Below are 26,180 nucleotides of genomic sequence, written 5' to 3' on the forward strand. Positions count from 1 at the left end.
GTGCGCGGCGGTTCCGCCGGCCTCTCGACCGCAGGTTTCGGCGCTCCAGGAGTAACGCTGCCACGCTTTCCGAACATGCCGTTCGCCTCTCGCTTCCTCTGCACTCAACCTCAACGCGCGCATCGAAGCGATGCGCACGACACACTCACTCAGGCGCTCTTCTTGGCGCGAAACCGTTCGAGCAACGGTGCCAGCGCCGATTTCTTCTGACGACGCGCCTCGCCACGGCCCGTGATCACCTGAGCGATGGTGTCGAAGGTCGCGCCGACCGGGTTTTTCGGGTCGACTTCGCTGATCATCTGACCGTTGTTGGCGGCACCGCCGAACAGCGGAATGTCGAACGGAATTTCCGCCAGGATGTCGGTATCGAGCGCGCGCATGAATTCCTCGCCGCGAATTTCCGGCCGTTTCGGCATACCGACCTGGTTCAGCACCAGTCGGGGAGCCGCGTCATTCGGCCGGGCGTTCTTGAGGAAGTCGACGATGTTCTTGGCATTGCGCAGATTGGCGAGATCCGGCGCGGCGACGACAACGATTTCGTCGGCGCTGCGCAGCACCTGGCGCGACCAGCGGGTCCACACATGCGGCACGTCGAGGATGGCGGTCGGAATGCTGCCGCGCATCACATCGAGCAGCCCGTCGAAGCTCTTCTCGTCGAAATCATACGGCCGGTCGAGGGTCGCGGGCGCCGCCAGAAGGCTCAGATGCTCGGCGCATTTCGACAGCAGGCGGTCGAGATAGACCTCGTCGAGGCGCTCCGGCGACTGCACTGCCTCGGCAATGCCCTGCACCGGGTCCTGATTGAAGTCGAGACCGGCGGTGCCGAACGGCAGATCCATGTCGGCGAGCACGACCTCGCTCTCGAACTGGCGCGCGATCGACCAGGCGACGTTGTGGGCAACCGTCGAGGCGCCGCAGCCACCCTTGGCGCCGACGAAGGCGACGACGCGACCGAGCGGGCTTGCCTCGGGGTTGTGATAGAGGTCGCCGACCGCACGGATGAGGTCGAAAAGCTGCAACGGAGCAACGAGGTATTCGCTGACGCCACTGCGGATCAGATCGCGGTACAGCTCGACGTCGTTGACGTGGCCGATGACGATCACCTTGGTGCCGGCGTCGCAGACTTCGGCAAGCGAGTCGAGTTCGGCCATAAGATCGACGCGCTGCTTCATCGACTCGACGATGATCAGGTTCGGGGTCGGCGCCGAGTGGTAATAGTTCGCCGCCGCCATCACGCCGCCCATGTGGACCTTGACGTGGGTCTTGGTCATGCGGCGGTCCTTGGACGCGGTCTCGATCAGGCGACTGATCTCGGGCGTCTCGCAAAAGGCCTGCATGGAAATGCGCGGCAAGGGGCCGAGGCTGGCCAGCATGTCGGCTTCGCCCGTAGCGGCGGTCTGCCCGGTCATCTCCGGTTCAGGCGGCGCTCCGAAAGTGAGAGTGGCCATTACTCACCTCCCTTGACGTTGGCGATTGCACCGGCGCCGTCGTCGCCATAATCCGTGCCCGTCTTCTCGCCCTTGGCGTACTTCTCGAGGACCGTGGCGCGGCGCATCGGGTCGGACGGCGTCATGGCGCGCGGATGCAGGAGGTCGGCCGGATTGGCGACCATCGCCGCCAGATTGCTCTGGGTAGCGCAACCGAATTCGCTGTAGCTCGAGTTCTCGAAATTGGCGGCGAGATTGTCGCGCCAGATACCGCACTGCCCGACGGAGGCCTTGAGGCCGACATATTGCAGCCGGATCGGCGCGGCCGCCTCGGGGGCGTCGGTGCGATAGGTAAAGGACTGGATCATGTCGGAACGAATACCGGCATTGATCAGGGTCGAGCGGACCTGACGGGCCACATACATCGCCGCGGTATCGTTGTTGGCGCCACTCGGGACCTGGATCTCGATGCCGCCATCGCCGCGCTTCCTTGCGCGATCGGCGAAGGCGACGACGACGCCGGCAAGATCGGACGACAGCACGCGGGTGTGAGCGCCGACCGGAATGTCGAGCACTTCGGGCGCCTCGCTGATGATGATCGGGTGCCGCGTCTTGTAGCCGTCGGTCGGGACCGAGCCGGTTATGACGGGATCCTTGCGGCACGCGGAAAGCGCCACAGCGGCAAGGATGACGGTGCCGATCACGACCGGGCGAAGAGGCCCGCGGGCCGGCCGGCTATGTTGCGTGACAGTACTCATGACAGATCTCCAAATGCCCACCGACCGGGTTACTCGTAGATGAATCCGTAACGGCCATGGTACTGGCCGGGAGCGCCCTGCTCGCCGTCAACCCGGTACATCCGGTTGAGGCGATTGAGGAAAATCGTTGCGGCATCGGATGCCGGCGAGAGATTCTGGTCCGGACGCCGTAGCGCCGACGTCTTCACCGGATCGACCAGATACGGCGTCACGAAGACCACGAACTCGCTCTGGCTGCGTTGGTAGTCGCGGCTCTTGAAGAGCGCGCCGAGCACCGGCAGGTTGAGCAGGCCGGGAATGCCGTTGATGCTCTGGCGAACGTCGTCCTTGATGAGACCGGCCAGGACCAACGTTCCACCAGACGGCAGTTCGACGGTGCTGTCGGCGCGACGCACGCGCAGGCCCGGGATCGACAACGTGTTGCCCGAGCCGCCACCGCCGACGGTGTAACCGCCATCGGTGGTCAGTTCGCTCATCTCCGTCTTGACGCGGGTGCTGATGCGACCGCCGGACAGAACGACCGGGGTGAATTCGAGGCTGATGCCGTATTTCTTGAATTCGATCGTGATGTTGCCATCCTGGTCGCGGCCGACCGGAACGGGATACTCGCCACCGACCAGGAAGCTGGCGCTTTCACCGGAGACGGCGGTCAGCGTCGGCTCGGCCAGCGTACGGATCACGCCGTCCTGCTGCAGGGCGCGGATGGTGCCGCTGACGCCGGAACTGCCGGTCTGGTAGGTGCCGTTGACGAGGCTGTCGGCAATCGCCGCGCCGGCGACGGAGAACGGATTCTCCGTCACAGCCTGAACGGTCATATTGCCGATCGAGCCGAACGGCTGCAGGTCGACGCCGAGCTGCTTGATGATGGTGCGCTGCACTTCGGCAATGGTCACCTTGAGGTGGACCTGTTCCTCGCCGCGCACAGCGATCATCGAAACCACCTTGCCCTCTTCACCGCCAGTGAACTTGGAGGCGATGTCAACGGCGCGCTTGGCCTCTGCCGGGGTGTTGGCCGTGCCCGACAGGACGACGCTGCCGTTGAGGGATTCCGCCTTGATGGCGCTACCGGGAAGCAGGCGATTGAGCGCCCGTTCCAGATCGCCGGTATCGGTTTCCACCGAGAGCTCGAAGCTGGCGAGCTGATGACCGCCCTGACCGAACAGGAAGACGTTCGCCTGGCCGGCGGCAACACCGAGAATGTAGACCCGGCGCGAGGATCTCACCACGGCATCGGCGATCTCGGGATTGGAGACGAGGACGTCGGCGACGTCGGCTCCCAATTCGATGACCACCGACTTGTTCAGGCCGACCTTCAGCGGACGAGCTCCGGAGAGCCCGCTGGCGGGGACGCGCAGCAGCTTGGGATAGTCACTTGCGGCAACAGCCGGCGGCGCGGCAAGGGCGCCGAGCACCGTTGCCAGCGCAACTGCCAGCAGAACCGTATTTCGTTTCAACCAACCGCTCATCTCACTCACACTCCTCAGCCGGTTTACCGACACGCACCCGCGACGATTACCGTGACGTGGTCGACTGGGTTTGGATTCCGTATTTGACGTAGCTGACACCGCTGCGCCGTTTGCGCTTGACCGTTTCTTCCGTCCCGGGCTGGGAATCGGCGATCGACCGCAGGGCCAGCGAAATCGAGCCGAGCTGCTGCGACTGGGCGATGATTTCCGCCTCCGACGGCCCAAGCTCGAGGGTCGCCGTTTCGCGACCGACAACGGCCTTCTCGCCCTCGCGGTCCTCGATCGTCTGGTCGATGGCGAGCACGCGGACATTCTCGAGGATCGTTTCGCTGTACCATTCCTGGCGTTCGCCGCCGTTCGAGCGCTGCCGGGTCAGGATGACGTCGACGCGGTCGTTCGGCAGCACGAAGCCGCCGGCGGTGTTGAGCGCGGAAACCTGCACCGCGATGGCGCGGCGGCCCTTCGGCAGGATGGCCGACATGAAGCCGCGATCGGAACGGATCAGCTTCTGTTCCTTGATCGGTTCACCCGACAGGAATGGCGTGCGGGCGATGGTGCCGGTCAGTTCCTCAAGCGCCTGAGGGCGCGAGGAGCGCACGATATAGGCGCCACCGAGACCGGATTGCGGCCATTTCTGCCATTGCAGCTCGTTCGGGGTGATCATCTTGCCGATCGGGACGTCGACGGAGGCGACGAGGACCTCATCGGACGGGATCTCTTCGACCTTCGTGATGACGGTCTGCTTTTCCGGCTTCTGCCCGATCGCATTGACGAGCAGCATGGCGGCGAGAAGGCCCGCCACGATGGCCACCGCGATGAGAATGAGACGCTTACTTTTCATTGCCACCGATCCAACAGGTTCTCGGGCGACCTGATCCGCCCGTTGTCTGAATTCTCGGAGGCAATCCTCAAATTATGGTTAATCGGTCGTGACGATTTTTAGTTAATCTATTCTTGCACCGGGAAATGGCGGAGTTCGTGGGAGTTTGAAGCGGCAAACGCGCACCGATTGAGGTCGGCCGCGCGCACGGGAGGTGCCAGGACAGGAGGTTCGGACGGTATCCTAGTGCAGGACAGCCGCCAGCCAGAGCGTTTCGGGATAGATCACGAGCGCGCCGGCAGCCAATGCGATGCCATAGGGTACGCCGTTTGTGGCGTTATGCAGCCGGGCAACCCAGCCAATGTCGGCCATTGCCGTGGGCAAGGGAATGCGGCGCGCGAAAAGGATCACAAGGGTGAGCGCTCCACCGAACACGGCCGCAATCAGCAGAAACTGAAGCGTATGGAAGCCGCCGAACCACAAGGCGATCGAGGCGGCCATCTTGGCATCGCCGCCGCCCATCCAACCCATCGAAAAACCCGCGAAGCCGATCGCCAGAACGGCGAAGGCAACGAGCACATGCATGCCGGCCTGTTCCCAGCCAAGCCCGATCCGGGCGGCGAAGACGGCAAAACCGATGATCAGCACCAACGACAGCTTGTTGGAGATCCGCATGGTCAACATGTCCGACAGGCCGGCGAAGATCATCGCGAGCGGAAACACAGCGATGAGCAGGCTGTCGACGATGCCGAGGCTGGTAAACATGGGGGAACTCCTTGCCGTTTGCGAAGCCGACATTAGAGCGTTGAGGTGAAAACCCGGTAAACGCGTGGACCCGCGCGGGATGAGAAACCGCAGCCGCAGGGGCATTTTACGTTCGGGTCGAATAGGCGAAATGCTCGATCGGCCTGTTTCGGGCAGCTCCGTCGGCGCCAATTGGTCCAATTGGCTGCACGATGCTGTTCGTCTAGGCGCATCTTTGTCGACGCCAATTGGTCCAATTGGCTGCACGATGCTTTTGACAAAGAAAAACCGGCGCAGGTGACTGCGCCGGTTTTCCATACCCGTCTCGATTATCCCGGTCGGTTGGCCGCTCCGCCGTTGCCGGCCAGAGCGGCCAGAACCCGATCGCGCGGGATAATCGGATCAGACCGTCTGATCAACCGCCGTTGGCGGCCTGCAGCTTGGTCGAAACGGTGCCGAAGGTCGTGCTCAGCTGGGTGCCCAGCGTCGTCGCGGCGCCGATGATGGCAACGGCGATAAGCGCGGCGATCAGACCGTATTCGATCGCGGTGGCACCATCTTCGTCCTTCAGAAAACGCATGAAATTCTTGGTCATGTTACTTGCTCCTTGCTCCACTGTCGTCGCTTTTTCGGTTTCGTCGGATTGTTTTTTCCCGCCGATCGGAACCTGAAAGCACCCTATCACGTAGCTCTTGCCAAGTTCTTAAGTCACGATGACGTTTTTCTCGAACCTGACTGCAGTGAATGACTTGGTTAACAGTCTGTATCCAGGCACTCAACTGCGGAACTACTTGAAAGATTGCTTCAAGCGATCCGAGGGCAACTCTAGCGGCCAATTCCAAACATTCCGTATCCGCGACTCTCTAAAGTCCGCCCTATCTCGGTTTTCAGGGCGTTAAGGATGACGGATTCACGCCCTGCTCAGCGGGCCTCAGCAGCCTGGCAAGTATGGCGCTGCATTCGACAGCGACGGGGTGGCGGATATCGCTACCGGGGTTCGCACTGCGCGCCTTACCCCACGAAATTCGTCATGATCTCAATAGATTGTGCGGGTTCTCGGACATCAGCCGGCGATGCCGCTGGTAACCTTTGCACACCGCTGAGCAACGATCCGCGAGATCTTTTTCCCGCCCCCACGGGGACTGTTAGGGAATCCTTCACCAAACTGGCGGAAAACTCATGCGAAGTTTGTTTCGCGGAGGGATCCCGCATGTCGAAGTCCAGATCAGTCACCCAAACGCCCGCTGCCGGCCGCATGGCCCGCCGGAACGGACTGTATGCGGCCTTCGTCGTCGCGTTAGGCCTCGGCCTTCTTGTGTCTCCGGAACCGGCCGCGCTCGCCAAGGAACCGATCAAGGTCACGCTCGACCGCGCCAAGGTGATGCGGATCGAGTCGCCCGCCGACACGGTCATTGTCGGCAACCCGGCCATTGCCGATGCCGTGATGCATGACCGCACGACGCTGGTCGTGATCGGCCGCGGCTTCGGCTCCACCAATCTGATCATTCTCGATGAGAACGGCGAGGCGATCGCCGACGAGACGCTGGTCGTCGGTCCGCAGTCGGATGCCGTCGTCACGGTGCAACGCCGCGGCCTGCGCTACAGTTACTCGTGCTCGCCGGCCTGCGCCCCGACGGTCAATCCGGGGGATGAGGAAAAGTTCTTCAAGCAGGTGAGTGAGCAGGGCTCGTCGCGCAATGCCGCTGCCCAGGAAGCGGCCTCCGCCAAGGGCAACTGACACCATCGCGTGCCGAGGCCTGACGGAGCGGTTGACGTGTCGTTCCGCGCTATACTCATTATAGACTCGCGCACGTGAAGTGTTGCGTAAACAGAGTGTTACCACGCGCCTTCACAGCTTCACCTTAAAAAGAAACCGTTCCGAAAGATATCTTTGCTACTCCTTGCCCAAGAATAATGGGTCAGGGCCGCCTGCCGTTTTCACCGACAGAACCGGCCCGAGGGTAAGGCGTAAAAGAATGCAGGCGTTTCGACGTCGAAAGATAGAACTCCCGAACTGGTTGGGCAGATCGCTCCCGGCGCGTTTCGTGCGCAACGAGGATGGCGTTTACGCGATCGAATTCGCGATGGTCGCGATGCCGTTCTTCGCGCTGCTGTTCATGATCTTCGAGGTCTCTTTCACGATTTTCGCCAACCAGATCCTCGACAACGCCGTCAGTGACGCCGCCCGGATGATCCGGACCGGACAGGCGCAGCAACAGAATTTCAGCCAGGCGGAGTTCAAGCAGCAGGTGTGCGGAGGCCTTGTCGGCCTGTTCGACTGCGACTCCTACCTGCATATCGACGTCAAGACGTTCTCCTCGTTCGGCAGCGTCGCCCTGAGCGAACCGACGGATGAAAACGGCGACGTCGACGATGGCAGCTTCAGCTACAATGACGGCGGCGCCAATGACATCGTCGTGGTCCGCGTCTTCTATGAATGGCCGATGATCAGCCCGTTGTCGGGCTCGCACCTGGCCGATCTTTCGAACGGCCGGCGACTGCTTTCCTCAGTTGCCGCGTTCCGCAACGAACCGTTCCCCTGGTAACGAGGAGGCGTAGCGATGGGTATTCCGCCACTCTTTGAAAAGGCCAGCCGGACCGTAGCCGCGAAACTGGCGCGCTTTCGCCGCGACAAGCGCGGTATTGCCGCCGTGGAATTCGCCATGCTGGCACCTGTGCTCGTCATTGCCTTCATCGGCACGTTCGAACTGAGCGAAGCGATCACCGTCAACCGCAAGGTGACGCATGCGACCAGCACCATCGCCGACCTGGTCACCCAGTCGGAGAAACTGACGAACAGCGAAGTCGAGAACATTTTCGACGCGACCGCAGCCGTGCTATCGCCCTATCCGAGTGCCAACCTGAAGCTCGTGGTGGCCACTATCGGCCCCGATGCCAATGGCGACCCGATCGTCGTTGCCAGCCGTGCGCGCAACACCACCAAGTGGACGGAAAATACCGCGCCGCCGATCAGCCTGCCCGAAGGGCTCGACTACAGCAGCCAGCAGATCGTCATTGCCAAGAGCGAGTACAGCTACAAGGCCGTGTTCTCCAGCCTGAGCAAGGAGATCATCGGCAACGAGAGCTGGACCATGGGCGACATATTCTACCTGCGCCCGCGCAATTCGAGCTCAATCACGTTCAACTAGGCACGTGATTTTCTGAGGCCAAAATTCCAACTTTATGATTCTAATTCCACAAGGATGCATTCCAAAATTGATTTTTTGGAATGCATCGTTGGTTTTTCATATTCCAGAACATTTTCGCATCAACCCTTCGGCATGGCCGCCGGAGACGCCTCGCGCTGCGGCCGGAACGCATCGATCAACAGCGAAAACATCGAGCGGTCGGCGGCGACGAAGCCCCCGCCATAGACACGTTCGACCGCGTCATAGGCAGCCCCGTCGAGCTCGTTGAGGCGCACCAGTTCCGCCACCAGCAACTTCTTGAGCGCATCCGGCAATCCGCGACGAACGGCATGAGGTCCGTGCGGGATGAGCCGCGAACGCCACACGATGGCCACTTCATCCATCGTCATCGTGCCGTCCGCGACAAGATCGTGGAGCGTACCGCGGTCGAAGCCTTTTTCGGGATCGCCGGACAGGCTGCTCCAGGCGATGGCGGCGTCGGCGGCCCCCAGCAGGACCGTCTTGACGGCGGATGCCGGCGCACCGGCAAAGGTGACCGACTGGAAATAGTCATCGACATGGATGCCGGCGCCCTGAAGCTCGATGAACGGCACCAGATGCCCGGCCGTCGAGCCGGGACGCGAGAGCACGAGGGTCGCGTCTTTCAGGTCCGCCAGCGACGCGGGTTTCCTGTCGGAACGGGCAACGATGATCGAATGGTAGCCGGTCGACCCATCCTCGGCCTTGGGAACCACCAACGGCTCCAGGCAGCGGCAGGCGGCCTCGGCGGCGGCATAGGCGCTGGCATTGTAGATGGCGTAATCGATGCGGGCCGAGGTGTGGGCGTCGATCAGCATCGCGGTGTCGGCCATCGGCAGCACTTCGACGGGGATGGCTAGCTCGAGCGACAGGCGGCGGCGGAAGGGCTCGATCCGCTTCAGGCCATGGCGCGGATTGGAACCGGCCACGAAGCCGATCCGCAGCACCTTGACGCGCTCACGCCAGTCGGAGTCATCGGCTCTGGCCGACGTCCCGAAAAGTGCGGCAGACGCGACGGCAAACGCCAAAACGAGACCGAACATCGTCCGGATCATCGGATCCCTACCCTATGTGCAAACCCTGGCCCCCGCCGCCGCTAGATATGACGGAACGCGGCAGCGAGTTCAAACGCCGACGGCAAATACGGTTACTGGGTATATTTTCCGGCCCCGTTGCCGCATTCGTTCGTCACACCGAAGCACCCCTCTCCGGGATACTCAGGCCTGTTCGAAGCCGGTCAGCACGTTGACGCAATTGATGCCGAGATCCTCGACCGCGTAGCCGCCTTCCATGATGAAGACCGTCGGTAGATCGAAACCGGCGAGCGCCTCGCCCATGCGCAGGAAATCCTGGTTTTTCAGCGCAAAGCCCGAGATCGGATCCTTCTCGAAGGTATCGAGACCGAGAGACACGACGAGCGCGTCGGCGCCGAAAGCGTCGATGGCCTTGCGCGCCGTGCCAAGCGCCTCCGCGTAGGCCGGCCAGGCCGTGCCGAGCGCCAGCGGCAGGTTGAGATTGTGCCCCTCGCCCGCACCCGTGCCGGTCTCGTCGGCATAGCCGAGGAAATACGGGTACTCGTCGGCCGGATCGGCGTGGATCGAGCAGAAGAACACGTCGTCACGGTCATAAAAGATCGACTGAGTGCCGTTGCCGTGGTGGTAGTCGACGTCGAGGATCGCGACGCGAGGCGCGCCCTGATCGCGCAGATAGGCGGCGGCGATGGCGGCGTTGTTGAGGAAGCAGTAGCCACCGAAATAGTCGGCGGCGGCGTGGTGTCCGGGCGGGCGGCAAAGCGCGAAGGCAGAGCGTTCGCCGCTGTTGACGATGCCGGCGGCGGTCAGCGCGACATCGACGCCAGTGCGAGCCGCCGCCCAGGTTCCCGCCGTCAGCGGCGAGCCGGCATCGAAGGAATAGTGGCCGAGCAGGCCGTCGATATGACGCGGCACCACGTCGGAGCGCAGCCCGCGCACCGGCCAGGCGAACGGGAAAGCCTCGTGCACGCGCTCCGCGGCCAGCCATTTGGCCCAGAACCCTTCCAGGAAATCGAGATAGTCGGCCGTGTGCACCCGCTCCAGGTGGCTGCGCTCGAACGCGCGCGGCGGCTCGATCGGACCGAGGCCGACGGCCTCGACCCGGTCGCGCACCATATTTGCGCGGACGGGGATTTCGACCGCCGGCTTCAGCATGCCGTCGGCGATTTCCTGCTCGGGGTGATGCAGGGCGTGGTCGGGCGAGAAGATCGTTCGCATGGGTGCGGTTACCGTCTGGAGAAGGGAGCGACGGCGCGACTTTAATGCGGAACCGGGGGACGGGAAACGGCTTCTTTACCGTGATCGCAGGTGGCTCGAATTGCTCGGGTTTTCTTCACGGCGCTGAAAGCGCGCGCTGCCTACTCTTGCCACGGATCAAGCCGAATGGATGACGGAAATGATGCGTCTCGTGATGCTGGCGGTCGGCCTGTGTGCCGCTGCCCTGCTCTTCCCCCAGCATGTGGAAAGCGTGATTGCCATGGTGGCCGGCCAGAACCAGGCCGGGGAATCGCCGGCCGAACAGTCCGCGCCGCAGCCGACGCGTTCGGCGGGGCCGCTGGTCAACGCGCCGCGCGCGGTCGGCGGCACCGTGATCCTGACGGCGGCATCGAACGGACATTTCTACACCGAGGCGATGATCAACGGGCGGCCGCTCAAGGTCGTCGTCGATACCGGCGCGACATCCGTCGCCATTCCGTATGAAGACGCGCGGCGCCTCGGCATCATGCTGTCGCCGTCGGACTTCACGGTTCCGGTGCACACCGCAAACGGCGAGGGCCGCGCCGCATCTGTCAGCTTGCGCGAAGTCCGCGTCGGCTCGATCCGGGTCAGCAATGTGCAGGCGATGGTGCTGCGCAAGGGGCAGCTCGGCATCACGCTGCTTGGCATGTCGTTCCTCGGGCGCCTGTCGCAGGCCTCGATCTCGTCGGGCGAGCTGATGATGCGGCCGTAAGCGGCATCACTCGCGGACTTCAGCCGACGTCCGGCCGCGAAAACCATCCGCAAACGCCCCGACCGACAATCGGTCGCCTTTAAAAAACCGCGCCAATCGGCTAACAGGAATGAGCAGTTCCTCTCAAGCCGCGCGAGACACATTCCCATGTTGCCGACACCGAAACCGGCTCTCAAGCCGAACACCTACGAGTTCGAATCCACTCCTCTCGTCAAGCCGACCGGCTTTCGCGAATACGACGCGCGCTGGTGGTTCGGCAATCCGGGGGCCGCGAAGGACCCTGAGCTCAACCTGATGGGCGTAACCGCGCTCGGCATGGGGCTCGGCACGCTGATCAAGGAAATGGGCGTCAAGCCGGAGATCGTCACCGGCCACGACTACCGGTCCTATTCCTCGTCGATCAAGATGGCACTGGTGTCTGGCATGATGGCAGCCGGCTGCAAGGTCTACGACATCGGCCTGGCGCTTTCGCCGATGGCCTATTTCGCCCAGTTCGAGCTCGATGTGCCGGCGGTCGCCATGGTCACGGCCTCGCACAACGACAATGGCTGGACCGGCGTGAAGATGGGCGCCAACCGCCCCCTCACCTTCGGTCCCGACGAGATGACCCGGCTGAAGGAAATCGTGCTGTCGGGCGCGTTCGCCAAGGGCGACGGCGGCGGCTACGAATATGTCGAGAATTTCGCCGAGCGCTACTTCGCCGACCTGACGGGCCGGGCGAAGCTGTCGCGACCGATCAAGATCGTGGCTGCCTGCGGCAACGGCACGGCAGGCGCCTTCGCGCCGCAGATCCTGAAAGCGCTCGGCGCCGAGGTGATCGAACTCGACTGCGAGCTCGACTACTCCTTCCCGCGTTACAATCCGAACCCGGAAGACATGGAGATGCTGCACGCGCTCCGCGACAAGGTGATGGAAACTGGCGCGGAAGTCGGCCTCGGCTTTGACGGCGACGGCGACCGCTGCGGCGTTGTCGACAATGAGGGCGAGGAGATCTTCGCCGACAAGGTCGGCGTCATGCTGGCGCGAGATCTCGCCGCGATCTATCCGAACTCCCAGTTCGTCGTCGACGTGAAATCGACCGGCCTGTTCATGACCGATCCAGTGCTGAACGAGCGCGGCGCCAAGACCGACTACTGGAAGACCGGCCACTCCTACATCAAGCGGCGGGTCAACGAACTGAACGCGCTCGTCGGTTTCGAGAAGTCGGGCCACTATTTCTTCAACGCGCCGATCGGACGCGGCTACGACGACGGCCTCGTCTCGGCGATCGCCATTCTCGACATGCTCGACCGCAACCCGGGCAAGTCGATGGCCGATCTGCGCCGCGCGCTGCCGAAGACCTGGGGCTCGCCGACCATGTCGCCGCATTGCGACGACGAGACCAAATACGGCATCGTCGACAAGGTGGTGCAGCGCTTCACCGACATGAAGGCCGCCGGCGAGACGATCATCGGGCAGAAGATCATCGACCTCGTCACGGTCAACGGCGTGCGCGTCGTCGCCGAGGACGGCACCTGGGGCCTGGTGCGCGCCTCCTCGAACAAGCCGGAGCTGGTCGTCGTCGTCGAAAGCCCGACCTCGGAAGAGAACATGCACGCCATGTTCAAGGCCGTCGACGCGGTGCTGCGCGAGAACCCGGAAGTCGGCGAATACAACCAGACGATCTGACGGGAGTCAGCGTCTTAGCGAATACGAAAGGCCGGGGACTTCCCCGGCCTTTTTGTTTGGAGTGGGAGCCAGAAATCGTACTTGGTGGACAGGGATTCAGAGATTGGGTTCAACAACAGGGAGGTCGGTGAGAGCCCACTTTTCCTCTCACTCACGTCATCCTCCGGCTTGACCGGAGGATCGCGTTCCAAGTTCTCCGGCGCTATCAACTGCTAGCGATTAAGCAAGGGATAGAGGTCTTCCCACTCAGGATTACTTTTCTCAATGAGTTCGACTTTCCAAGCCCGGTTCCACGCCTTGAGACGCTTTTCACGATGGATCGCGTCAGCGACCGACGGGAAGCCCTCATAATACACCAAGCGGTCAAGAGCGTAGCGTCTGGAAAAACCTTCATGGATCCCTTCGCGGTGTTCCCATATCCGCGGTGCAAGATCGTTGGTAACCCCGATATACAGAGTCCCTTTCGGCCGATTGCTGATCATGTAGACGAAGAAAGTCATGCTCTTATACAGGCCGCGCCCGATCCTCCGGTCAAGCCGGAGGATGACGTGGGGTGGGCTGAGGATGAGGTGGTTTGAACCGGAAGTGATGTCGGCAGAGTGTCATGCAGCTCCTTCCACAAACGCAACGGCATACCGTATCGAGGTGGGCAATAGACCCCGGCTCAAGGCCGGGGTGACGGGGAGTGTGTGTGGTAAACGGCGAGCCCGACAATTCATGCCGCGCCCACGCAGGCGACGCAGTGACGCCCTTCTTTCTCCGCCTCCTCAAAAATCGAGCGGGGCGTTGTCGACCACTTCCTTCATGACGAAGAAGGTGCGGGTCTGGCGCACGCCGGGCAGCGCGATGAGCTGTTCGCCATGCAGCCGGTTGAAGTCAGCCATGTCGCGGACGCGGATTTTCAGGAAATAGTCGAAGTCGCCGGCGACCAGATGGCAATCGAGAATGAAGGGCAGGTCGCGGGTCGCCTCCTCGAAGGCGGCGAAGCTTTCCGGCGTCGAGCGGTCGAGCACCACGCCGACCATGACGAGCGCGGCGCGACCGACCTTTTCCGGCGCCACATGGGCACGCACGGTCTCGACATAGCCTTCGGCAAACAGCCGCTGGGTGCGCCTATGGCAGGTCGCGGCGCTGACATTGACCCGCGCGGCGAGCTCGGCATTGCCGATGCGGCCATCGGCCTGCAGCAGGCGGAGAATCTTCAGATCGGTTCTGTCGAGATCGGAGGGCATGAAAGTTTCTTCCGTTTATTGAAATATATTCCGAGTATTCGCTCAACATTCTCGTCCACTCTCACTTTGCCCGTCAATTCCATCTCCCATTTCGAGAGCACCTTTCTGAGCTGTTTCGCTAGGATTGAACCAATTCCTTCAATCGCACAGGTGTTCTCATGCTGGAAAAATTCGACCGCTACCCGCTCATGTTCGGGCCGACCCCGATCGAGAAACTCCCCCGCCTTTCCGCCGCGCTCGGCGACAAGGTCGAGATCTACGCCAAGCGCGAGGACTGCAATTCCGGTCTCGCTTTCGGCGGCAACAAGGTGCGCAAGCTCGAATATATCATCCCCGACGCCATCGCGTCCGGCGCCGACACACTCGTCTCCATCGGCGGTGTGCAATCGAACCACACACGGCAGGTGGCCGCCGTCGCCGCCAAGATCGGCATGAAGTGCCGGCTGGTACAGGAAAGCTGGGTGCCATTCGAGGACGCCGTCTACGACCGGGTCGGCAACATCCTGATGAGCCGGGTGATGGGCGCGGAGATCGAACTCGTCGACGAGGGCTTCGACATCGGTATTCGCGAGAGCTGGGAAGCGGCGCTCGAGGACGTGAAAGCCAAGGGCGGCACGCCCTACCCGATCCCGGCCGGAGCCTCGGTGCACAAGTTCGGCGGGCTCGGCTTCGTCGGCTTTGCCGAGGAAGTGCGCGCGCAGGAGGCCGAACTCGGCTTCAAGTTCGACTATGTCATCGTCTGCACGGTCACCGGCTCGACCCACGCCGGTATGCTGGTCGGCTTCGCCGCCGACGGCCGCGCGAACAGGGTGATCGGCATCGACGCGTCCGGCACGCCCGACCAGACCCGCGCGCAGGTGATGGAGATCGCGCAGAACACAGCTGAACTGGTTGAACTAGGGCGGCCGATCAGCGACGATGACCTCGTCCTGATCAACGACTATGCCTATCCCTGTTACGGGGTGCCGTCGAAAGAGACCAACGAGGCGATCCGGCTTTGCGCCCGCACCGAAGGCATGATGACCGATCCGGTCTATGAGGGGAAATCGATGCAGGGGCTGATCGATCTGGTCGGCAAGGACTACTTCCCGGCCGGCTCGAAGGTCCTCTACGCCCATCTCGGCGGCGTGCCGGCGATCAACGGCTACAGCTACATCTATCGCAACGGCTGAGGTCGGCGACGCAAGCAGAGGCCGGCGGTGCAAACCGCCGGAGGGTCGCTACTTCTTGGTGGCTTTCGGCGGTTTGTCCTCGCACATGCGGCGAACGTAGGTGGCGTGGTTTTCCGGGCTCTGCTGCTGCAAGTCGAAGGACAGCAGATACCAGGTGTCGCTTGGGCGGTAGATGTGGAAGATCAGCGAGAACGTGTTCTGGCCGTGCACGAAATAGGAACGGCAGACGATCGACGGCGTAATCGAGGAATCGTGCGCGGGATCGAAAGCGACCGGTTGCAGCCCGTTCACGAGGCCCTGAAAGCCGGCAACGCTGCCCGCCACCTGCTGTTTCACCTTGGCGTACGAGTCCGGCATCCGGGCGATCACCCCATCGGTGAAGCTTTTCGCATCGCGCTTGACCAGACTGGCGACCAGGTCGTCGGTCCACGGCGCCATTTCGGGAGCAGCATGCGCCGACGTCGCCGCGAGAAAAAACACTGCGGCAGTGATGCGCGCCCAATTGCAGGAAAAATTGCCCATTCATCATCTCCGTTGCACGGTTCAGGCGAACCGGCCTGTTTCAGGTGAGGGAACGACGCCGCATCGTACCATGCATCGGCACTTCGGGCAGTATCGGAGGCGCGGGCTGGGGCGAAAACATTGTGCAGCGCAAACGTTCATGGAAACAACCAGAGACATTTCCGGTTGAACTTTTCATTGATGTTACCGGATTTTTCCGTTTATCTGATTTACGTAACAAAAACGGCAGCAGGGATCGCCGGCAGTATTTGATGCCGGGCGGGACGATTTCCGAAGTCGCCGGACGCATAAATATTCCAAAGCAGCGGGGAAATGCTCATGAGATACCGACTCGGTCATCACTTCCGATCGGCCTAGATCCGTTCGCCCGACAATCCGCTTTCCGCGCTCCGTGACCACCCGAACGCGCGGAGTCAAAACGATCTCGCACGGATTAAATTCCGCCAATCGGCCGCAACTCACTCAACGGTGCCAATCGGTATGTCATTCCAGCCAATGAACCGGCTTTCCGAAAATGTCGCCTTCGTCGATCTGACCGATGCCGACAAGAAAGCCGCCTGGGCGGCCTGGGCAGTTATCGCGACCGCCCTGCCCGCCATCATCGAATCCTTCTACGAACACCTGCGGTCGATTGACCAGGATTACCCACTCCACGGCATCGACATGCCGAGATTAAAGGCGCAGCAATTCGCCTATTGGGAGATGATTTTCACCGGCAACCTCGCGGGCGCGGCCGAACTGCAGAACAAGCGCATCGTTGCCAAACACAAGGCGCGCGACATTCCGCTCAGCACCTATCTCGGTAGTTATGGCTGGTTCGGAACCCACTTCATGCAGGCGGTCACGTCGACGCCGCTGCCTGACGGCGTTTCGGTCGGCGCCGCGATGACGGCGATCCACAAGCTGATCGTACTCGACATGATGACGGCGTCGGACGCCTACGATTCGTTCGCGGTACTTTAAGGAAAAATCCGAAGGCGAAAGACAGCACCGTGCGGCGCTGCCGAATGAGGTGTGTCCTGCCCCGTTGAAAATGCGTCATCTTTTGTGTCACTGGGCCAGAGATTTTTTATACGAATTTCGGATATATGTCGTGAAATGATCAATAATTCTCAATTTTTTCTCATTTATACTGCACAGTTTTGGCGTTATTCTCCTATTGCTCTACGGAATAACTGCATTTCTTCCATTGGTTGCAATCTTCATGCATAGAAAATTAAATATTGCACTCGACGATAAGAAGAAATTGGGGATTCGCGGGGACTTCCTGGCCAACGTGACACGCTTCTTGACCTTTCTTCGGAATAGAACACGAATCAATGCTTGGGCCGAGTGTCCATTACGGACTTATCTCAATTTCAACGCCGAAAATTCTTGCTGGCGCTCGCGAGCGAGCAAGATGCTCGATCACCCTTCGTTTCGCTGCTGAACCCGCGCACATCCGACATCCACCGTTTCACCGAGCAATCAAGAAGAACATGCAGCCATGAACGCCACCGCAAGAAACCTGCTGAACCACCATGAAGCCTTCGTCGACCTGACCGCATCCGACAAGGCCGCGGCAGAGGTGGCGTGGACCATCATCGGCCCGCAATTGCCAAAGGTGATCGACGCGTTCTACGAGCACCTTGCGCGCATTCGACAGGATCGCCAGCTGATCGGTATCGATGTCGAAGCGCTGAAGAAGAAACAGTTCGCCTATTGGGAGATGATGTTCGCGGGCAACCTGAAAGGGGTGTTCGAGGCGCAGAGCAAGCACATCGTCGCCAAGCACAAGGCCCGGGATATCCGCCTCAGTACCTATCTCGGCAGCTATGGCTGGTACGGCATCCGCTTCATGGCGATGATTGAAGGCGCGGAGATCCCGGAGGGCATGACCGCGAGTTCGATCATGGCCGCCATCCACAAGCTGATCGTGCTCGACATGATGGTGGCCTCCGACGCCTACGACAATTTCACCCTGCTTTAGCCGCCCGCTTGCCCGCGGGGGTTTGAGCGACGCGCTTTTGTGTTAGTGAATCCGGAATGCCGCGTGGCAGGCGACGCAGGTTTCGGTGACCGCGCCGAGCGCGGAGAAAATCGCCTTGCGACCCTCGGCGCTGTTGGCGAGATCGGCATCCTGGACGGCGACCACGAAGCGGCTGGCGGCGTGATGCATCTCGGTGCCGATGGCCTGCATCCGCTCGGGCATGAAGGGCGCCATGTGCGCCGCGCCATGCGATCCAAGCGACGACATGCCGAGACGGGCTTCGGCTATCTTGCCGGCCGCAGCCGGATCGTCGTCGGCCAGCGCGGCAAGAATTTCGTTCACCGCAGCCAGGTGATCGCGCATGTTGCCGAGCATGTGCTCCTGCATCATCGCCGGCAGCTCGACCAGCTCGCGCTCGTCGCCGGCGGCATTCAGTGAAACCGGCGCCAGCGCGGCCAGAGTGAATGCGGTCAGCGCGAATGCGGCCGACACGCCTGCTGTGATGAGTTTCCTGCGCATGATGTCTCCTCCCCTACGGTCGACGCACTCTAGCGAGCCGATGCGAGGAAGTGCCATCACGCATCGGCATGGCGCAGTCATTTTTTCGCGAGCAGAGGACGGACCGGCACAGCCGGGCGGGCGGTGCTATTTGGTGCCGTACATGCGGTCGCCGGCATCGCCGAGACCGGGCACGATATAGCCCTTCTCGTTGAGGTGATCGTCAATCGCCGCGGTAACGACCGGCACATCCGGATGCGCCTTTGTAAAGTGCTCGATGCCTTCGGGGGCGGCCAGAAGGCAGAGGAAACGGATATGCGAGGCGCCGCGCTCCTTCAGCTTGTCGATGGCCGCAACGGCGGAATTGGCGGTTGCCAGCATCGGGTCGACAACAATCACCAGCCGGTCGCCGAGGTCCTCCGGCGCCTTGAAGTAATACTCGACCGGCTCCAGCGTTTCGTGATCGCGGTAGAGCCCGACATGAGCAACGCGGGCCGACGGCACCAGATCGAGCATGCCTTCGAGCAGGCCGTTGCCGGCGCGCAGGATCGAAGCGAAGACGAGCTTCTTGCCGGACAGGACCGGCGCCTTCATCTTCGCCAGCGGGGTCTCGATTTCGATCTCTTCCAGATCGAGCGGGCGGGTGATCTCGTAGCACAGAAGCAACGATATCTCGCGCAGCAGGCGACGGAAACCGGCGGTCGACGTGGACTTGTCGCGCATGAGGGTGAGTTTGTGCTGTACCAGCGGATGGTCGACGACGGTCACGTCCGACATTGGCTTTCCCCGAGATTTGCCTGCCGGCGCGTGAGAGAAGGCGCCCGGCACATCGTCAAACGATAGAAGCTCCGGGACACCGGGGAAAGGCTCAGGCGTGAGGACTCACAGAAAACTGGTGCCGTGGGAAAGGCTGGGGAGCTTCAGCCAGCCGGCGACCGAGGCGCCGATATCGGCGAAGGTCTTGCGGGCACCGATATCGCCGGCGCCGAGCATGCGGCCGAAAGCAAGCACCGGCACGTATTCGCGGGTGTGATCGGAGCCCGGCCAGGTCGGGTCGCAGCCGTGGTCGGCGGTCATGACGACGAGGTCGTCGTCGCGCAGCGCCGCCTCAAGCTCCGGCATGCGCCGGTCGAAGGCCTCAAGCGCCGCAGCGTAGCCCGCGACATCGCGGCGGTGGCCGTAGAGCATGTCGAAGTCGACGAAGTTGACGAAGACGAGGGCACCGTCGGGCGCGTCGGCAACGGCATCCAGCGTGGCGTCAAACAGCGCGTCGTTGCCGGCTGCCTTGACCGTGCGGGTAATGCCCTGGTGGGCGAAGATGTCGGCAATCTTGCCAACGGCGATGACGGACCGCCCCGCATCCTTGGCAACATCGAGCAGGGTCGGCGCCGGCGGTGGCACCGAAAAATCACGGCGGTTCGCGGTGCGCACGAAGCTTTCCGCGTCCTCGCCGACGAAGGGCCGCGCGATCACCCGGCCGATGTTTAGCGGATCGACCAGTTCGCGGGCGATCTTGCACAGCGCCATGAGACGTTCGAGCCCGAAGTGGTCTTCATGGGCCGCGATCTGGAACACGGAGTCGGCCGAGGTGTAGCAGATCGGTTTGCCGGTGCGGATGTGCTCCTCGCCGAGTTCCTTGATGATCTCGGTGCCGGACGCGTGGCAATTGCCGAGAATGCCCGACAGATCGCCACGGGAAATCAGCGCCTCGGTCAGCGACGCGGGGAAACAGGGGATTTCGTGCGGGAAATAGCCCCAGTCGAAAAGGACGGGGACGCCGGCCATTTCCCAATGGCCGGACGGCGTGTCCTTGCCGCGCGAGGTTTCCGCCGCAAAACCCCACAGGCCCTGCGGCGCGCCGTTTGCGGGGATGCCCTTGACGCCCTCGCCGCGGGCGGCAAGAGCGGCGGCGGCAAGGCCGTGGCCGATCAGGTTGGGGATGACGAGGGGGCCTGAGCGCAGGCCATCGCAGTCGCCATCGCCACGGGCACAGGCTTCGGCGATATGGCCGAAGGTGTCGGCGCCGACGTCGCCGAAGCGATCGGCGTCACCGGCCGCGCCGATGCCGAAGGAATCGAGTACCAGTATGAAGGCTCGCGCCATGGAAAAACCCCGCTTGCCACGGGATTCATCCCGCGACCTCTGTCGGTCATTCCCTCAACATATAGGCGTTGGCGGAAACGGAAATAATCCCGCCACGAAAAAACCTCGCCGGTGCCGGGCGGCGCGGCCGCGTGTCCCGCGCTTTTCGTTTATCCGGCCGCCCCGCAGGCAAGGAAGCGGGCGACGACGTAGGCTTCATAGGGAAGGTCCTCGCCCATCAGCGGTTCGAAGCGCTCTTCGCGCCAGGAGAGGATATCCGTCTCGCCGAGCTGCACGGTCTGCCGGCTGCCGGCATCGCCGAACTTGCCCCAGCCGTATTTCTCGTAGGTCAGCGCGAAGGGATCGCCGCAGGTCAGCGTCAGCATACCCTTGTTGACCGCCTTTTCGTTGGTCTCGAAATAGATCTTGCGGGCCGTGCCGTCGGCGCTTTCGACCGCCACCGCCCAGGTCGTGTAGGCCATGCCGAGATATTGCCGGTAGATCGGCACGACCGTCTTGCCGGGCCGAAAGTCGCTCGGCTTTTCCGCCAGAGTCATTTCGGCCCTTGAGTCCGCCGCGATCGCCATGGACAGACCGGCAACAAGCGCTGCCAGCGCAAACCGAAAAACCGCCTTCATGAAATCCCTCTCCTCGAAATCGCATCCGCACTCAGCGTGCGAAAAGCCGCCCGCCGCCACTTTGTCCGTGGCGACAAGGCGGGGTCAAGGAAGAGGACCCCGTTCGACCGCCGGAGCCAAACATGTTCCGGGACGCTGGGGTTATGCCGGCGCCTACAGGCGACGCAGTATCGGCACGATCACCGATGCCTTGTTGGTGATCTCACGATCGAGCCTGAAGTCGTAATTGCCGGACGCGTTCCGGAACACCTTGAGAACGTAATAATTCGCGAGCGCCGGGACGTTCTCCCCCTCGAACTCGACCTTGTCGTAGCCCTTGAGAGTGACGCCGGCGCCGGCGAGATCGAAGCTGCTCAGAGTCACCTTGCCGTTTGCCACTGCGTTGCGGTTTCCGACGATGCTGCCCTTGTCGGCGCGCAGGGTCTTGCGGACAATGATGTAGCGCCACGGGGAGCCCGGTTCGGCGGCTTCGTCGAGGAACCAGGTCTGGCGGATATCCTCGTCGCCCGCACTGATCCGCCGATTGATCTCGCGGCCGAATTTCGTGAAAGCCTCGTTTATCGAACGGCCGCGAACATTGTTTTCGAGCTTGATAGCCAGATCGCCTTCGAGTTCGGTCTTCAGACCAACCGGGACAGGCTTGTTGATGTCTGCGGACAAGGAAACACCGCTGAGATTGTTCGCGACGACCGAAGTTCGACTGAAGCCGTCGACCGTGACCGGAAGCTGGAGTCCGGAGAGAACCTCGGAAAACCCGGTTTCCTTGTTCCAGACGATGATCTGCCCCTCAACGTAACGCGAAGAATTGATATAGCCCTCATCCGTCTTGAGGTGCGAGATATCAACAACATAAGTGCCCGGCCCGCTGGTGTGGTGACACCCAGCCACCAGCGCGGCCACTGCAAACGTGCCGATTGACTTGCCGAATTTCATCGCTGCCCCCTATGCTTCTTTTAATTGCAGATTCTATTTATACTCGTTTCAAGCGTACTTCAGGGCAAATGTGAAAATCAACCGGCAACCCCGCTGATTGCCGAGAGTGGGAAACACGAATTTCCACGGATCAGTTAGCCGTTTAAGCGAACGGAGGCTCAGGTGCCGATGCGCTCAATGATGGCGCCGCCAGGCGCCATTTTCTCGCTGACACTTATGTATGCTGCACGCAGTCGTTTTGCAGCGCGATCGGCATCGCTGTCATTCGCGGCATGAACGACAGCAAGCGGTGCATCGGGGCCAACGGCCGCGCCGAGCCCGGCGAGCACCGTGAAGCCGACACGGTGGTCGACGGCATCCTGCGGGCGGGTTCGACCGCCGCCGAGTTCGACCACGGCCACGCCGACGGCGCGGGTGTCGATCGACGATACGAAGCCGCTTCGCTCGGGGTGGATGGCGCGCACCACAGGCGCTGCAGCGAGATATGCCTGCGGGCGCTCGATGAGATCGACGGGCCCGCCAAGCGCCACGACCATCTTCGCGAAACGTTCAGCCGCCGCGCCAGAGGTGAAGGCATCGGCAATACGGCGTTCGCCCGCGGCGGCGTCTTCGGCAAGACCCGCGGTCGCCAGCAGCTCGCCGCCGAGCGCCACCGTCACCTGCCACAAGCGAAGATCGGCCATTTTGCCGGTGAGGAAGTCGATCGCGTTGACGATTTCGAGCGCGTTGCCAGCACCCGACGCGAGCGGCTCGTTCATGTCGGTCAACAGCGCGGTCGTCTTCAATCCCGCGCCATTGGCCACCGCGACGAGGCTTTTCGCCAGATCGCGGGCGTCGTCGACGCTCGCCATGAAGGCGCCGGAGCCCGCCTTGACGTCGAGCACCAGAGCATCCAGCCCTGCGGCGAGCTTCTTCGACAGGATCGAGGCGGTGATGAGGTCGATCGATTCGACCGTCGCCGTCACGTCGCGGATGGCGTAGAGCCGGCGGTCGGCAGGAGCGAGATCCACCGTCTGGCCGATGATCGCGCAGCCGGCCTCCATGAGTGCGGAGCGGAACAGCGCGAGGTCGGGCTGGCTGACATAGCCGGGAATGGAATCGAGCTTGTCGAGCGTGCCGCCGGTGTGGCCAAGGCCGCGCCCGGAGATCATCGGCACATAGGCACCGCAGGCAGCAAGTGCCGGCGCGAGCATCAGCGAGACATTGTCGCCGACGCCGCCGGTCGAATGCTTGTCGAGCGCCGGGCCGGGCAGATCCGACCAGTCGAGCACGGTTCCCGAGTCGCGCATGGCGAGCGTCAGCGCGACGCGCTCCTCCGTGGTCAGTCCGCGAAAGAACACCGCCATCGCAAAGGCCGCCGCCTGTCCCTCGCTGACGGCGCCGGCGGTGAGGCCTTCGATGAGAAAGCTGATTTCCTCGGCGCTCAGCACCTCGCCTTCGCGTTTCCTGCGGATGATTTCCTGCGGCAGCATCGGTCGTCCTCGTTCGTCGGCAATAGTCAATTATAGCAGGCCCCGTTTTAGCAGGCCCCGATTTAGCAGGCTTTGCCCCGCGCCGTCCGGCTCATTGTTTGCGCGGCTTCGCCCCGCGTTGCGGATGGGCGTTCGCCGGATCTTCCGGCCAGTCGTGTTTCGGATAGCGGCCGCGCATGTCGCGACGGACGTCGGCCCAGGAGCCCCGCCAGAAACCCGGCAGATCGCGCGTGACCTGCACCGGACGCTGCGCCGGCGACAGCAATTCAAGTACCAGCGGGATGCGGTGGACGCCTACGGTCGGGTGTTCGGCAAGGCCGTAAAGCTCCTGCACCTTGACCGAAACGGAGGGCCCGGCTTCGGCGGCATAATCGACGGCGATGCTGCGCCCGGTCGGCACGGTGACACGCGGCGGCGCGAGCCGGTCGAGATCGGCCTTGCGGTCCCACGGGATCATCGCGTCCAGCGCGGATTTCAGGTCGCCGGGCTTGATCTGTGCGAGCGCCGTCTTGCCGGCGATGAAAGGGCCGAGCCAGCCGGCGAGACCCTCGGCCAGCGCCGTATCGGACATGTCCGGCCAGGGGTTGTCGCCCTCGCCGGCGGCGTCGCGATGGAGGAAGCCGATGCGGGCGCGCAGGCGGGTCAGATCGTCGGTCCACGGCAGGCATCCGAGCCCCTTCGCTGCGATGCCCGCGAGCAGCGCTTCCGCGACGCGATCGGGATCTGGCAACGGATCGTGCGCCGCGTCGAGCACGACACGGCCGAAGCGGCGCGTTCGCCGCGCACGCACACTGCCGGAACCGGCATCGAACTCCGCACTCGTGCCGGCGTCGATATGGTCGGCGAACAGCTCCTCGATGTCACTCTTGTCGAGCGGCGCGGCGAGCAGGATGCGTCCCGCCTGAGCACTGCCCTGCACTTCGGCAACGGCGAGGTATTTTTCGCGGGCGAGCGGATCGGCAGGGTCGAGTCTGGCACCGCGCCCGTTGGCGAGGCGGTACGCGCCCGGTGCGCCACGGGCCTCGGCCACCCGGTCGGGATAGGCGAGCGCCAGCAGGCGGCCGGCATCGGCGTCCGAAGTTCCGCCGTCGCCGCCACCCGCGCCGGCGAGTTTCGCCCAACGGTCAGCGAGGCGGCGCGCTTCGCTTGCGCGCCCTCCCTCGCGGGCAAGACGGCGGAGCCGTTCGCGCAGATCGGTATCGGTGCCGCCGAGCGCGTGTTCGGACACGGTTACGGCGATGCGGGCGGCGGTGCGCACCGCCCCGGGTTCGAACAGCGTCTTATCGCTCGCGCGGTGGATCATGTGGGCGAGGCGCGGGTGCAGCGGCAAACGGGAAAGCGCCCGCCCCTCGTCGGTGAGGTGTCCCGCTACGTCGATCGCTTCGAGATCGCGCAGCAGCGCGACAGCCTCGCTCCATGCCGGTGCCGGCGGCGGGTCGAGCCAGGTGAGCGCGGCCGGGTCGGTCACGCCCCAGGCAGCGAGATCGAGCACGAGATTGCACAGATCGGCTTCGAGGATTTCGGGCCGGTCATAGGGTGCGAGCGCCGCAGTCTGGCCCTCGTCCCACAGCCGGTAGCAGCGGCCCGACGCGGTACGCCCGGCGCGGCCTCGACGCTGGTCGGCGGCGGCGCGGGAAACGCGCATGGTCTCCAGCCGCGTCATGCCGGTCGCCGGTTCGTAGCGCGGCTTGCGGGCGAGCCCTGAATCGACAACCACCGTGACGCCATCAATGGTGAGCGACGTCTCGGCGATCGCGGTCGCAAGCACGATCTTGCGGCTGCCTCCCGGCGCCGGCCGGATCGCCGCGTCCTGATCCTTGCCCTCCATCGCGCCGTAGAGCGTATGCACGCTGACGGTCGCCGGCACCTTGTCGCGCAGACGTTCGGCGGTGCGTTCGATTTCGCCGCGTCCGGGCAGGAAGGCAAGCACGGATCCGGCCTCTTCGCGGCAGGCGCGCAGGATCGCAGAGGTCATGTCGTCTTCGATGCGGAGCGCAGAATTCCGGGAAATATAAATTGTATCCACCGGATACATTTTGCCTTCACTGGCAATGACGGGAGCATCGCCGAGCAGGCCTGCAACGCGCGCGCCGTCGACGGTCGCCGACATCACCACAAGCCGCAGATCGGGCCGCAAGGCCCCTTGCGCGTCGAGCGCCAGCGCCAGGCCGAGATCGCCGTCGAGGCTGCGTTCGTGGAACTCGTCGAACAGCACGGCGGCAACGCCGGACAGCTCCGGATCGTCGAGGATCATGCGCGTGAAGACGCCCTCTGTGACCACCTCGATGCGGGTGCGGACGGAGATGCGGGCATCCATCCGGACCCGGTAGCCGACCGTCTCGCCGACCTTCTCACCGAGCGTTTCGGCCATACGACGGGCGGCGGCGCGGGCGGCAAGGCGGCGCGGTTCGAGCACGATGATGCGCTCGTCGCCGCGCCAGTCGGCTTCGAACAGGGCGAGCGGAACGCGGGTGGTCTTGCCGGCGCCCGGCGGTGCGACGAGAACGGCGGATGGTTGCGCGTCGAGAGCTGCAAGAAGATCGGGAATAGCGGCATCGACGGGCAGCGGAGCGGGGCGCATGTCAGCCCCTTTCACAGGACCGGGCACCCCGGATCGCAACGCTCCAGGT

The 26,180-nt window shown here is 63.0% G+C and carries 26 protein-coding genes; 8 read left to right on the top strand and 18 right to left on the bottom strand.

All coding sequences use genetic code 11. The annotated features are described in order from the left end of the window. Nucleotides 1-149 precede the first annotated feature (149 nt). The 6 genes from C0606_06865 to C0606_06890 all read right to left on the bottom strand — a co-directional run bounded on the left by C0606_06865 (nt 150) and on the right by C0606_06890 (nt 5,810). Nucleotides 150-1,409: a CtpF protein gene (locus C0606_06865; GenBank protein ID PLX38726.1), complete on the bottom strand. Its 1,260-nt coding sequence runs from the start codon at nt 1,407-1,409 to the stop codon at nt 150-152. A gap of 38 nt (nt 1,410-1,447) precedes the next feature. Continuing rightward, nucleotides 1,448-2,185 carry a pilus assembly protein gene (locus tag C0606_06870; protein PLX37962.1) on the bottom strand — a complete coding sequence of 246 codons (738 nt, stop codon included), beginning with the start codon at nt 2,183-2,185 and terminating at the stop codon, nt 1,448-1,450. A 29-nt stretch (nt 2,186-2,214) separates the two neighbouring features. Continuing rightward, nucleotides 2,215-3,651: a pilus assembly protein gene (locus tag C0606_06875; GenBank protein PLX37963.1), complete on the bottom strand. Its 1,437-nt coding sequence runs from the start codon at nt 3,649-3,651 to the stop codon at nt 2,215-2,217. A 46-nt stretch (nt 3,652-3,697) separates the two neighbouring features. Beyond that, entirely contained in the window at nt 3,698-4,492 is a 795-nt protein-coding gene (cpaB, locus tag C0606_06880; protein PLX37964.1) for a Flp pilus assembly protein CpaB, read from the bottom strand. 222 nt (nt 4,493-4,714) lie between these two features. After that, nucleotides 4,715-5,236, bottom strand: a complete 522-nt coding sequence (locus C0606_06885; protein PLX37965.1) for a peptidase — start codon at nt 5,234-5,236, stop codon at nt 4,715-4,717. Nucleotides 5,237-5,630: 394 nt separating this feature from the next. After that, nucleotides 5,631-5,810 carry a Flp family type IVb pilin gene (locus C0606_06890; protein PLX37966.1) on the bottom strand — a complete coding sequence of 60 codons (180 nt, stop codon included), beginning with the start codon at nt 5,808-5,810 and terminating at the stop codon, nt 5,631-5,633. A gap of 306 nt (nt 5,811-6,116) precedes the next feature. On the opposite strand from C0606_06890, the gene C0606_06895 reads away from it, so the two are divergent. From C0606_06895 to C0606_06905, 3 genes are all read left to right on the top strand, one after another. Beyond that, a complete protein-coding gene (locus C0606_06895; GenBank protein ID PLX37967.1) occupies nt 6,117-6,953 on the top strand; it encodes a hypothetical protein in 837 nt (278 codons plus the stop codon). A gap of 238 nt (nt 6,954-7,191) precedes the next feature. Then, complete coding sequence (locus C0606_06900; GenBank protein ID PLX37968.1) at nt 7,192-7,761, top strand: pilus assembly protein; 570 nt, start codon at nt 7,192-7,194, stop codon at nt 7,759-7,761. Nucleotides 7,762-7,776: 15 nt separating this feature from the next. Next, nucleotides 7,777-8,364: a hypothetical protein gene (locus C0606_06905; protein PLX37969.1), complete on the top strand. Its 588-nt coding sequence runs from the start codon at nt 7,777-7,779 to the stop codon at nt 8,362-8,364. 119 nt (nt 8,365-8,483) lie between these two features. On the opposite strand, the gene C0606_06910 is transcribed toward C0606_06905, so the two are convergent. Next, the gene (locus C0606_06910; GenBank protein PLX37970.1) at nt 8,484-9,437 is read right to left on the bottom strand and encodes a hypothetical protein; all 954 of its coding nucleotides are present in this window, start codon (nt 9,435-9,437) and stop codon (nt 8,484-8,486) included. Between the two features lie 162 nt (nt 9,438-9,599). Further along, nucleotides 9,600-10,631, bottom strand: a complete 1,032-nt coding sequence (locus C0606_06915) for an acetylpolyamine amidohydrolase (GenBank protein PLX37971.1) — start codon at nt 10,629-10,631, stop codon at nt 9,600-9,602. Nucleotides 10,632-10,800: 169 nt separating this feature from the next. Here C0606_06915 and C0606_06920 point away from each other — a divergent pair, with 169 nt between their 5' ends. Both C0606_06920 and C0606_06925 read left to right on the top strand, forming a co-directional pair. Next, nucleotides 10,801-11,364, top strand: coding sequence for a TIGR02281 family clan AA aspartic protease (locus tag C0606_06920; protein ID PLX37972.1), 564 nt, complete (start codon nt 10,801-10,803; stop codon nt 11,362-11,364). A gap of 147 nt (nt 11,365-11,511) precedes the next feature. Next, a complete protein-coding gene (locus C0606_06925) occupies nt 11,512-13,032 on the top strand; it encodes a phosphomannomutase/phosphoglucomutase (GenBank protein ID PLX37973.1) in 1,521 nt (506 codons plus the stop codon). 212 nt (nt 13,033-13,244) lie between these two features. Here C0606_06925 and C0606_06930 read toward each other — a convergent pair whose 3' ends face one another. Beyond that, nucleotides 13,245-13,532, bottom strand: coding sequence for an excinuclease ABC subunit C (locus C0606_06930; protein ID PLX37974.1), 288 nt, complete (start codon nt 13,530-13,532; stop codon nt 13,245-13,247). Nucleotides 13,533-13,799: 267 nt separating this feature from the next. After that, nucleotides 13,800-14,264 (bottom strand): AsnC family transcriptional regulator, encoded by a 465-nt coding sequence (locus C0606_06935; GenBank protein PLX37975.1) that lies wholly within the window; start codon nt 14,262-14,264, stop codon nt 13,800-13,802. Nucleotides 14,265-14,422: 158 nt separating this feature from the next. Here C0606_06935 and C0606_06940 point away from each other — a divergent pair, with 158 nt between their 5' ends. Beyond that, nucleotides 14,423-15,436, top strand: coding sequence for a 1-aminocyclopropane-1-carboxylate deaminase (locus C0606_06940; protein PLX37976.1), 1,014 nt, complete (start codon nt 14,423-14,425; stop codon nt 15,434-15,436). Between the two features lie 48 nt (nt 15,437-15,484). Here C0606_06940 and C0606_06945 read toward each other — a convergent pair whose 3' ends face one another. Further along, entirely contained in the window at nt 15,485-15,958 is a 474-nt protein-coding gene (locus tag C0606_06945) for a hypothetical protein (GenBank protein ID PLX37977.1), read from the bottom strand. A 480-nt stretch (nt 15,959-16,438) separates the two neighbouring features. On the opposite strand from C0606_06945, the gene C0606_06950 reads away from it, so the two are divergent. Then, nucleotides 16,439-16,921 (top strand): hypothetical protein, encoded by a 483-nt coding sequence (locus tag C0606_06950; protein PLX37978.1) that lies wholly within the window; start codon nt 16,439-16,441, stop codon nt 16,919-16,921. Between the two features lie 523 nt (nt 16,922-17,444). Continuing rightward, nucleotides 17,445-17,927: a hypothetical protein gene (locus C0606_06955; protein PLX37979.1), complete on the top strand. Its 483-nt coding sequence runs from the start codon at nt 17,445-17,447 to the stop codon at nt 17,925-17,927. Nucleotides 17,928-17,969: 42 nt separating this feature from the next. Here the strand turns inward: C0606_06955 and C0606_06960 are convergent, their stop codons facing one another. The 7 genes from C0606_06960 to hrpB form a co-directional block, all read right to left on the bottom strand. Beyond that, entirely contained in the window at nt 17,970-18,446 is a 477-nt protein-coding gene (locus tag C0606_06960) for a hypothetical protein (protein PLX37980.1), read from the bottom strand. Between the two features lie 126 nt (nt 18,447-18,572). Beyond that, complete coding sequence (locus tag C0606_06965; GenBank protein ID PLX37981.1) at nt 18,573-19,202, bottom strand: uracil phosphoribosyltransferase; 630 nt, start codon at nt 19,200-19,202, stop codon at nt 18,573-18,575. 105 nt (nt 19,203-19,307) lie between these two features. Then, complete coding sequence (locus C0606_06970; GenBank protein ID PLX37982.1) at nt 19,308-20,528, bottom strand: phosphopentomutase; 1,221 nt, start codon at nt 20,526-20,528, stop codon at nt 19,308-19,310. A gap of 149 nt (nt 20,529-20,677) precedes the next feature. Beyond that, nucleotides 20,678-21,145, bottom strand: a complete 468-nt coding sequence (locus tag C0606_06975) for a hypothetical protein (GenBank protein PLX37983.1) — start codon at nt 21,143-21,145, stop codon at nt 20,678-20,680. A gap of 153 nt (nt 21,146-21,298) precedes the next feature. Further along, nucleotides 21,299-22,078, bottom strand: coding sequence for a hypothetical protein (locus C0606_06980; protein ID PLX37984.1), 780 nt, complete (start codon nt 22,076-22,078; stop codon nt 21,299-21,301). Between the two features lie 158 nt (nt 22,079-22,236). Continuing rightward, complete coding sequence (gene deoA, locus C0606_06985; GenBank protein ID PLX37985.1) at nt 22,237-23,550, bottom strand: thymidine phosphorylase; 1,314 nt, start codon at nt 23,548-23,550, stop codon at nt 22,237-22,239. 91 nt (nt 23,551-23,641) lie between these two features. Continuing rightward, on the bottom strand, nt 23,642-26,131 hold the full coding sequence (gene hrpB / locus C0606_06990) for an ATP-dependent helicase HrpB (protein PLX37986.1): 2,490 nt from the start codon (nt 26,129-26,131) through the stop codon (nt 23,642-23,644). Between the last annotated feature and the right edge of the window lie 49 nt (nt 26,132-26,180).

The sequence above is a fragment of the Hyphomicrobiales bacterium genome (assembly GCA_002869065.1).
Taxonomy (GTDB): domain Bacteria; phylum Pseudomonadota; class Alphaproteobacteria; order Rhizobiales; family Rhodobiaceae; genus Rhodobium.

Excerpts from the sequence above, each read along its gene's own strand:
- C0606_06865 (PLX38726.1), bottom strand. The coding sequence starts at position 1,409 with ATGACCGGGCAGACCGCCGCTACGGGCGAAGCCGACATGCTGGCCAGC.
- C0606_06870 (PLX37962.1), bottom strand. The coding sequence starts at position 2,185 with ATGAGTACTGTCACGCAACATAGCCGGCCGGCCCGCGGGCCTCTTCGC.
- C0606_06875 (PLX37963.1), bottom strand. The coding sequence starts at position 3,651 with ATGAGCGGTTGGTTGAAACGAAATACGGTTCTGCTGGCAGTTGCGCTG.
- cpaB (PLX37964.1), bottom strand. The coding sequence starts at position 4,492 with ATGAAAAGTAAGCGTCTCATTCTCATCGCGGTGGCCATCGTGGCGGGC.
- C0606_06885 (PLX37965.1), bottom strand. The coding sequence starts at position 5,236 with ATGTTTACCAGCCTCGGCATCGTCGACAGCCTGCTCATCGCTGTGTTT.
- C0606_06890 (PLX37966.1), bottom strand. The coding sequence starts at position 5,810 with ATGACCAAGAATTTCATGCGTTTTCTGAAGGACGAAGATGGTGCCACC.
- C0606_06895 (PLX37967.1), top strand. The coding sequence starts at position 6,117 with ATGACGGATTCACGCCCTGCTCAGCGGGCCTCAGCAGCCTGGCAAGTA.
- C0606_06900 (PLX37968.1), top strand. The coding sequence starts at position 7,192 with ATGCAGGCGTTTCGACGTCGAAAGATAGAACTCCCGAACTGGTTGGGC.
- C0606_06905 (PLX37969.1), top strand. The coding sequence starts at position 7,777 with ATGGGTATTCCGCCACTCTTTGAAAAGGCCAGCCGGACCGTAGCCGCG.
- C0606_06910 (PLX37970.1), bottom strand. The coding sequence starts at position 9,437 with ATGATCCGGACGATGTTCGGTCTCGTTTTGGCGTTTGCCGTCGCGTCT.
- C0606_06915 (PLX37971.1), bottom strand. The coding sequence starts at position 10,631 with ATGCGAACGATCTTCTCGCCCGACCACGCCCTGCATCACCCCGAGCAG.
- C0606_06920 (PLX37972.1), top strand. The coding sequence starts at position 10,801 with ATGACGGAAATGATGCGTCTCGTGATGCTGGCGGTCGGCCTGTGTGCC.
- C0606_06925 (PLX37973.1), top strand. The coding sequence starts at position 11,512 with ATGTTGCCGACACCGAAACCGGCTCTCAAGCCGAACACCTACGAGTTC.
- C0606_06930 (PLX37974.1), bottom strand. The coding sequence starts at position 13,532 with ATGACTTTCTTCGTCTACATGATCAGCAATCGGCCGAAAGGGACTCTG.
- C0606_06935 (PLX37975.1), bottom strand. The coding sequence starts at position 14,264 with ATGCCCTCCGATCTCGACAGAACCGATCTGAAGATTCTCCGCCTGCTG.
- C0606_06940 (PLX37976.1), top strand. The coding sequence starts at position 14,423 with ATGCTGGAAAAATTCGACCGCTACCCGCTCATGTTCGGGCCGACCCCG.
- C0606_06945 (PLX37977.1), bottom strand. The coding sequence starts at position 15,958 with ATGGGCAATTTTTCCTGCAATTGGGCGCGCATCACTGCCGCAGTGTTT.
- C0606_06950 (PLX37978.1), top strand. The coding sequence starts at position 16,439 with ATGTCATTCCAGCCAATGAACCGGCTTTCCGAAAATGTCGCCTTCGTC.
- C0606_06955 (PLX37979.1), top strand. The coding sequence starts at position 17,445 with ATGAACGCCACCGCAAGAAACCTGCTGAACCACCATGAAGCCTTCGTC.
- C0606_06960 (PLX37980.1), bottom strand. The coding sequence starts at position 18,446 with ATGCGCAGGAAACTCATCACAGCAGGCGTGTCGGCCGCATTCGCGCTG.
- C0606_06965 (PLX37981.1), bottom strand. The coding sequence starts at position 19,202 with ATGTCGGACGTGACCGTCGTCGACCATCCGCTGGTACAGCACAAACTC.
- C0606_06970 (PLX37982.1), bottom strand. The coding sequence starts at position 20,528 with ATGGCGCGAGCCTTCATACTGGTACTCGATTCCTTCGGCATCGGCGCG.
- C0606_06975 (PLX37983.1), bottom strand. The coding sequence starts at position 21,145 with ATGAAGGCGGTTTTTCGGTTTGCGCTGGCAGCGCTTGTTGCCGGTCTG.
- C0606_06980 (PLX37984.1), bottom strand. The coding sequence starts at position 22,078 with ATGAAATTCGGCAAGTCAATCGGCACGTTTGCAGTGGCCGCGCTGGTG.
- deoA (PLX37985.1), bottom strand. The coding sequence starts at position 23,550 with ATGCTGCCGCAGGAAATCATCCGCAGGAAACGCGAAGGCGAGGTGCTG.
- hrpB (PLX37986.1), bottom strand. The coding sequence starts at position 26,131 with ATGCGCCCCGCTCCGCTGCCCGTCGATGCCGCTATTCCCGATCTTCTT.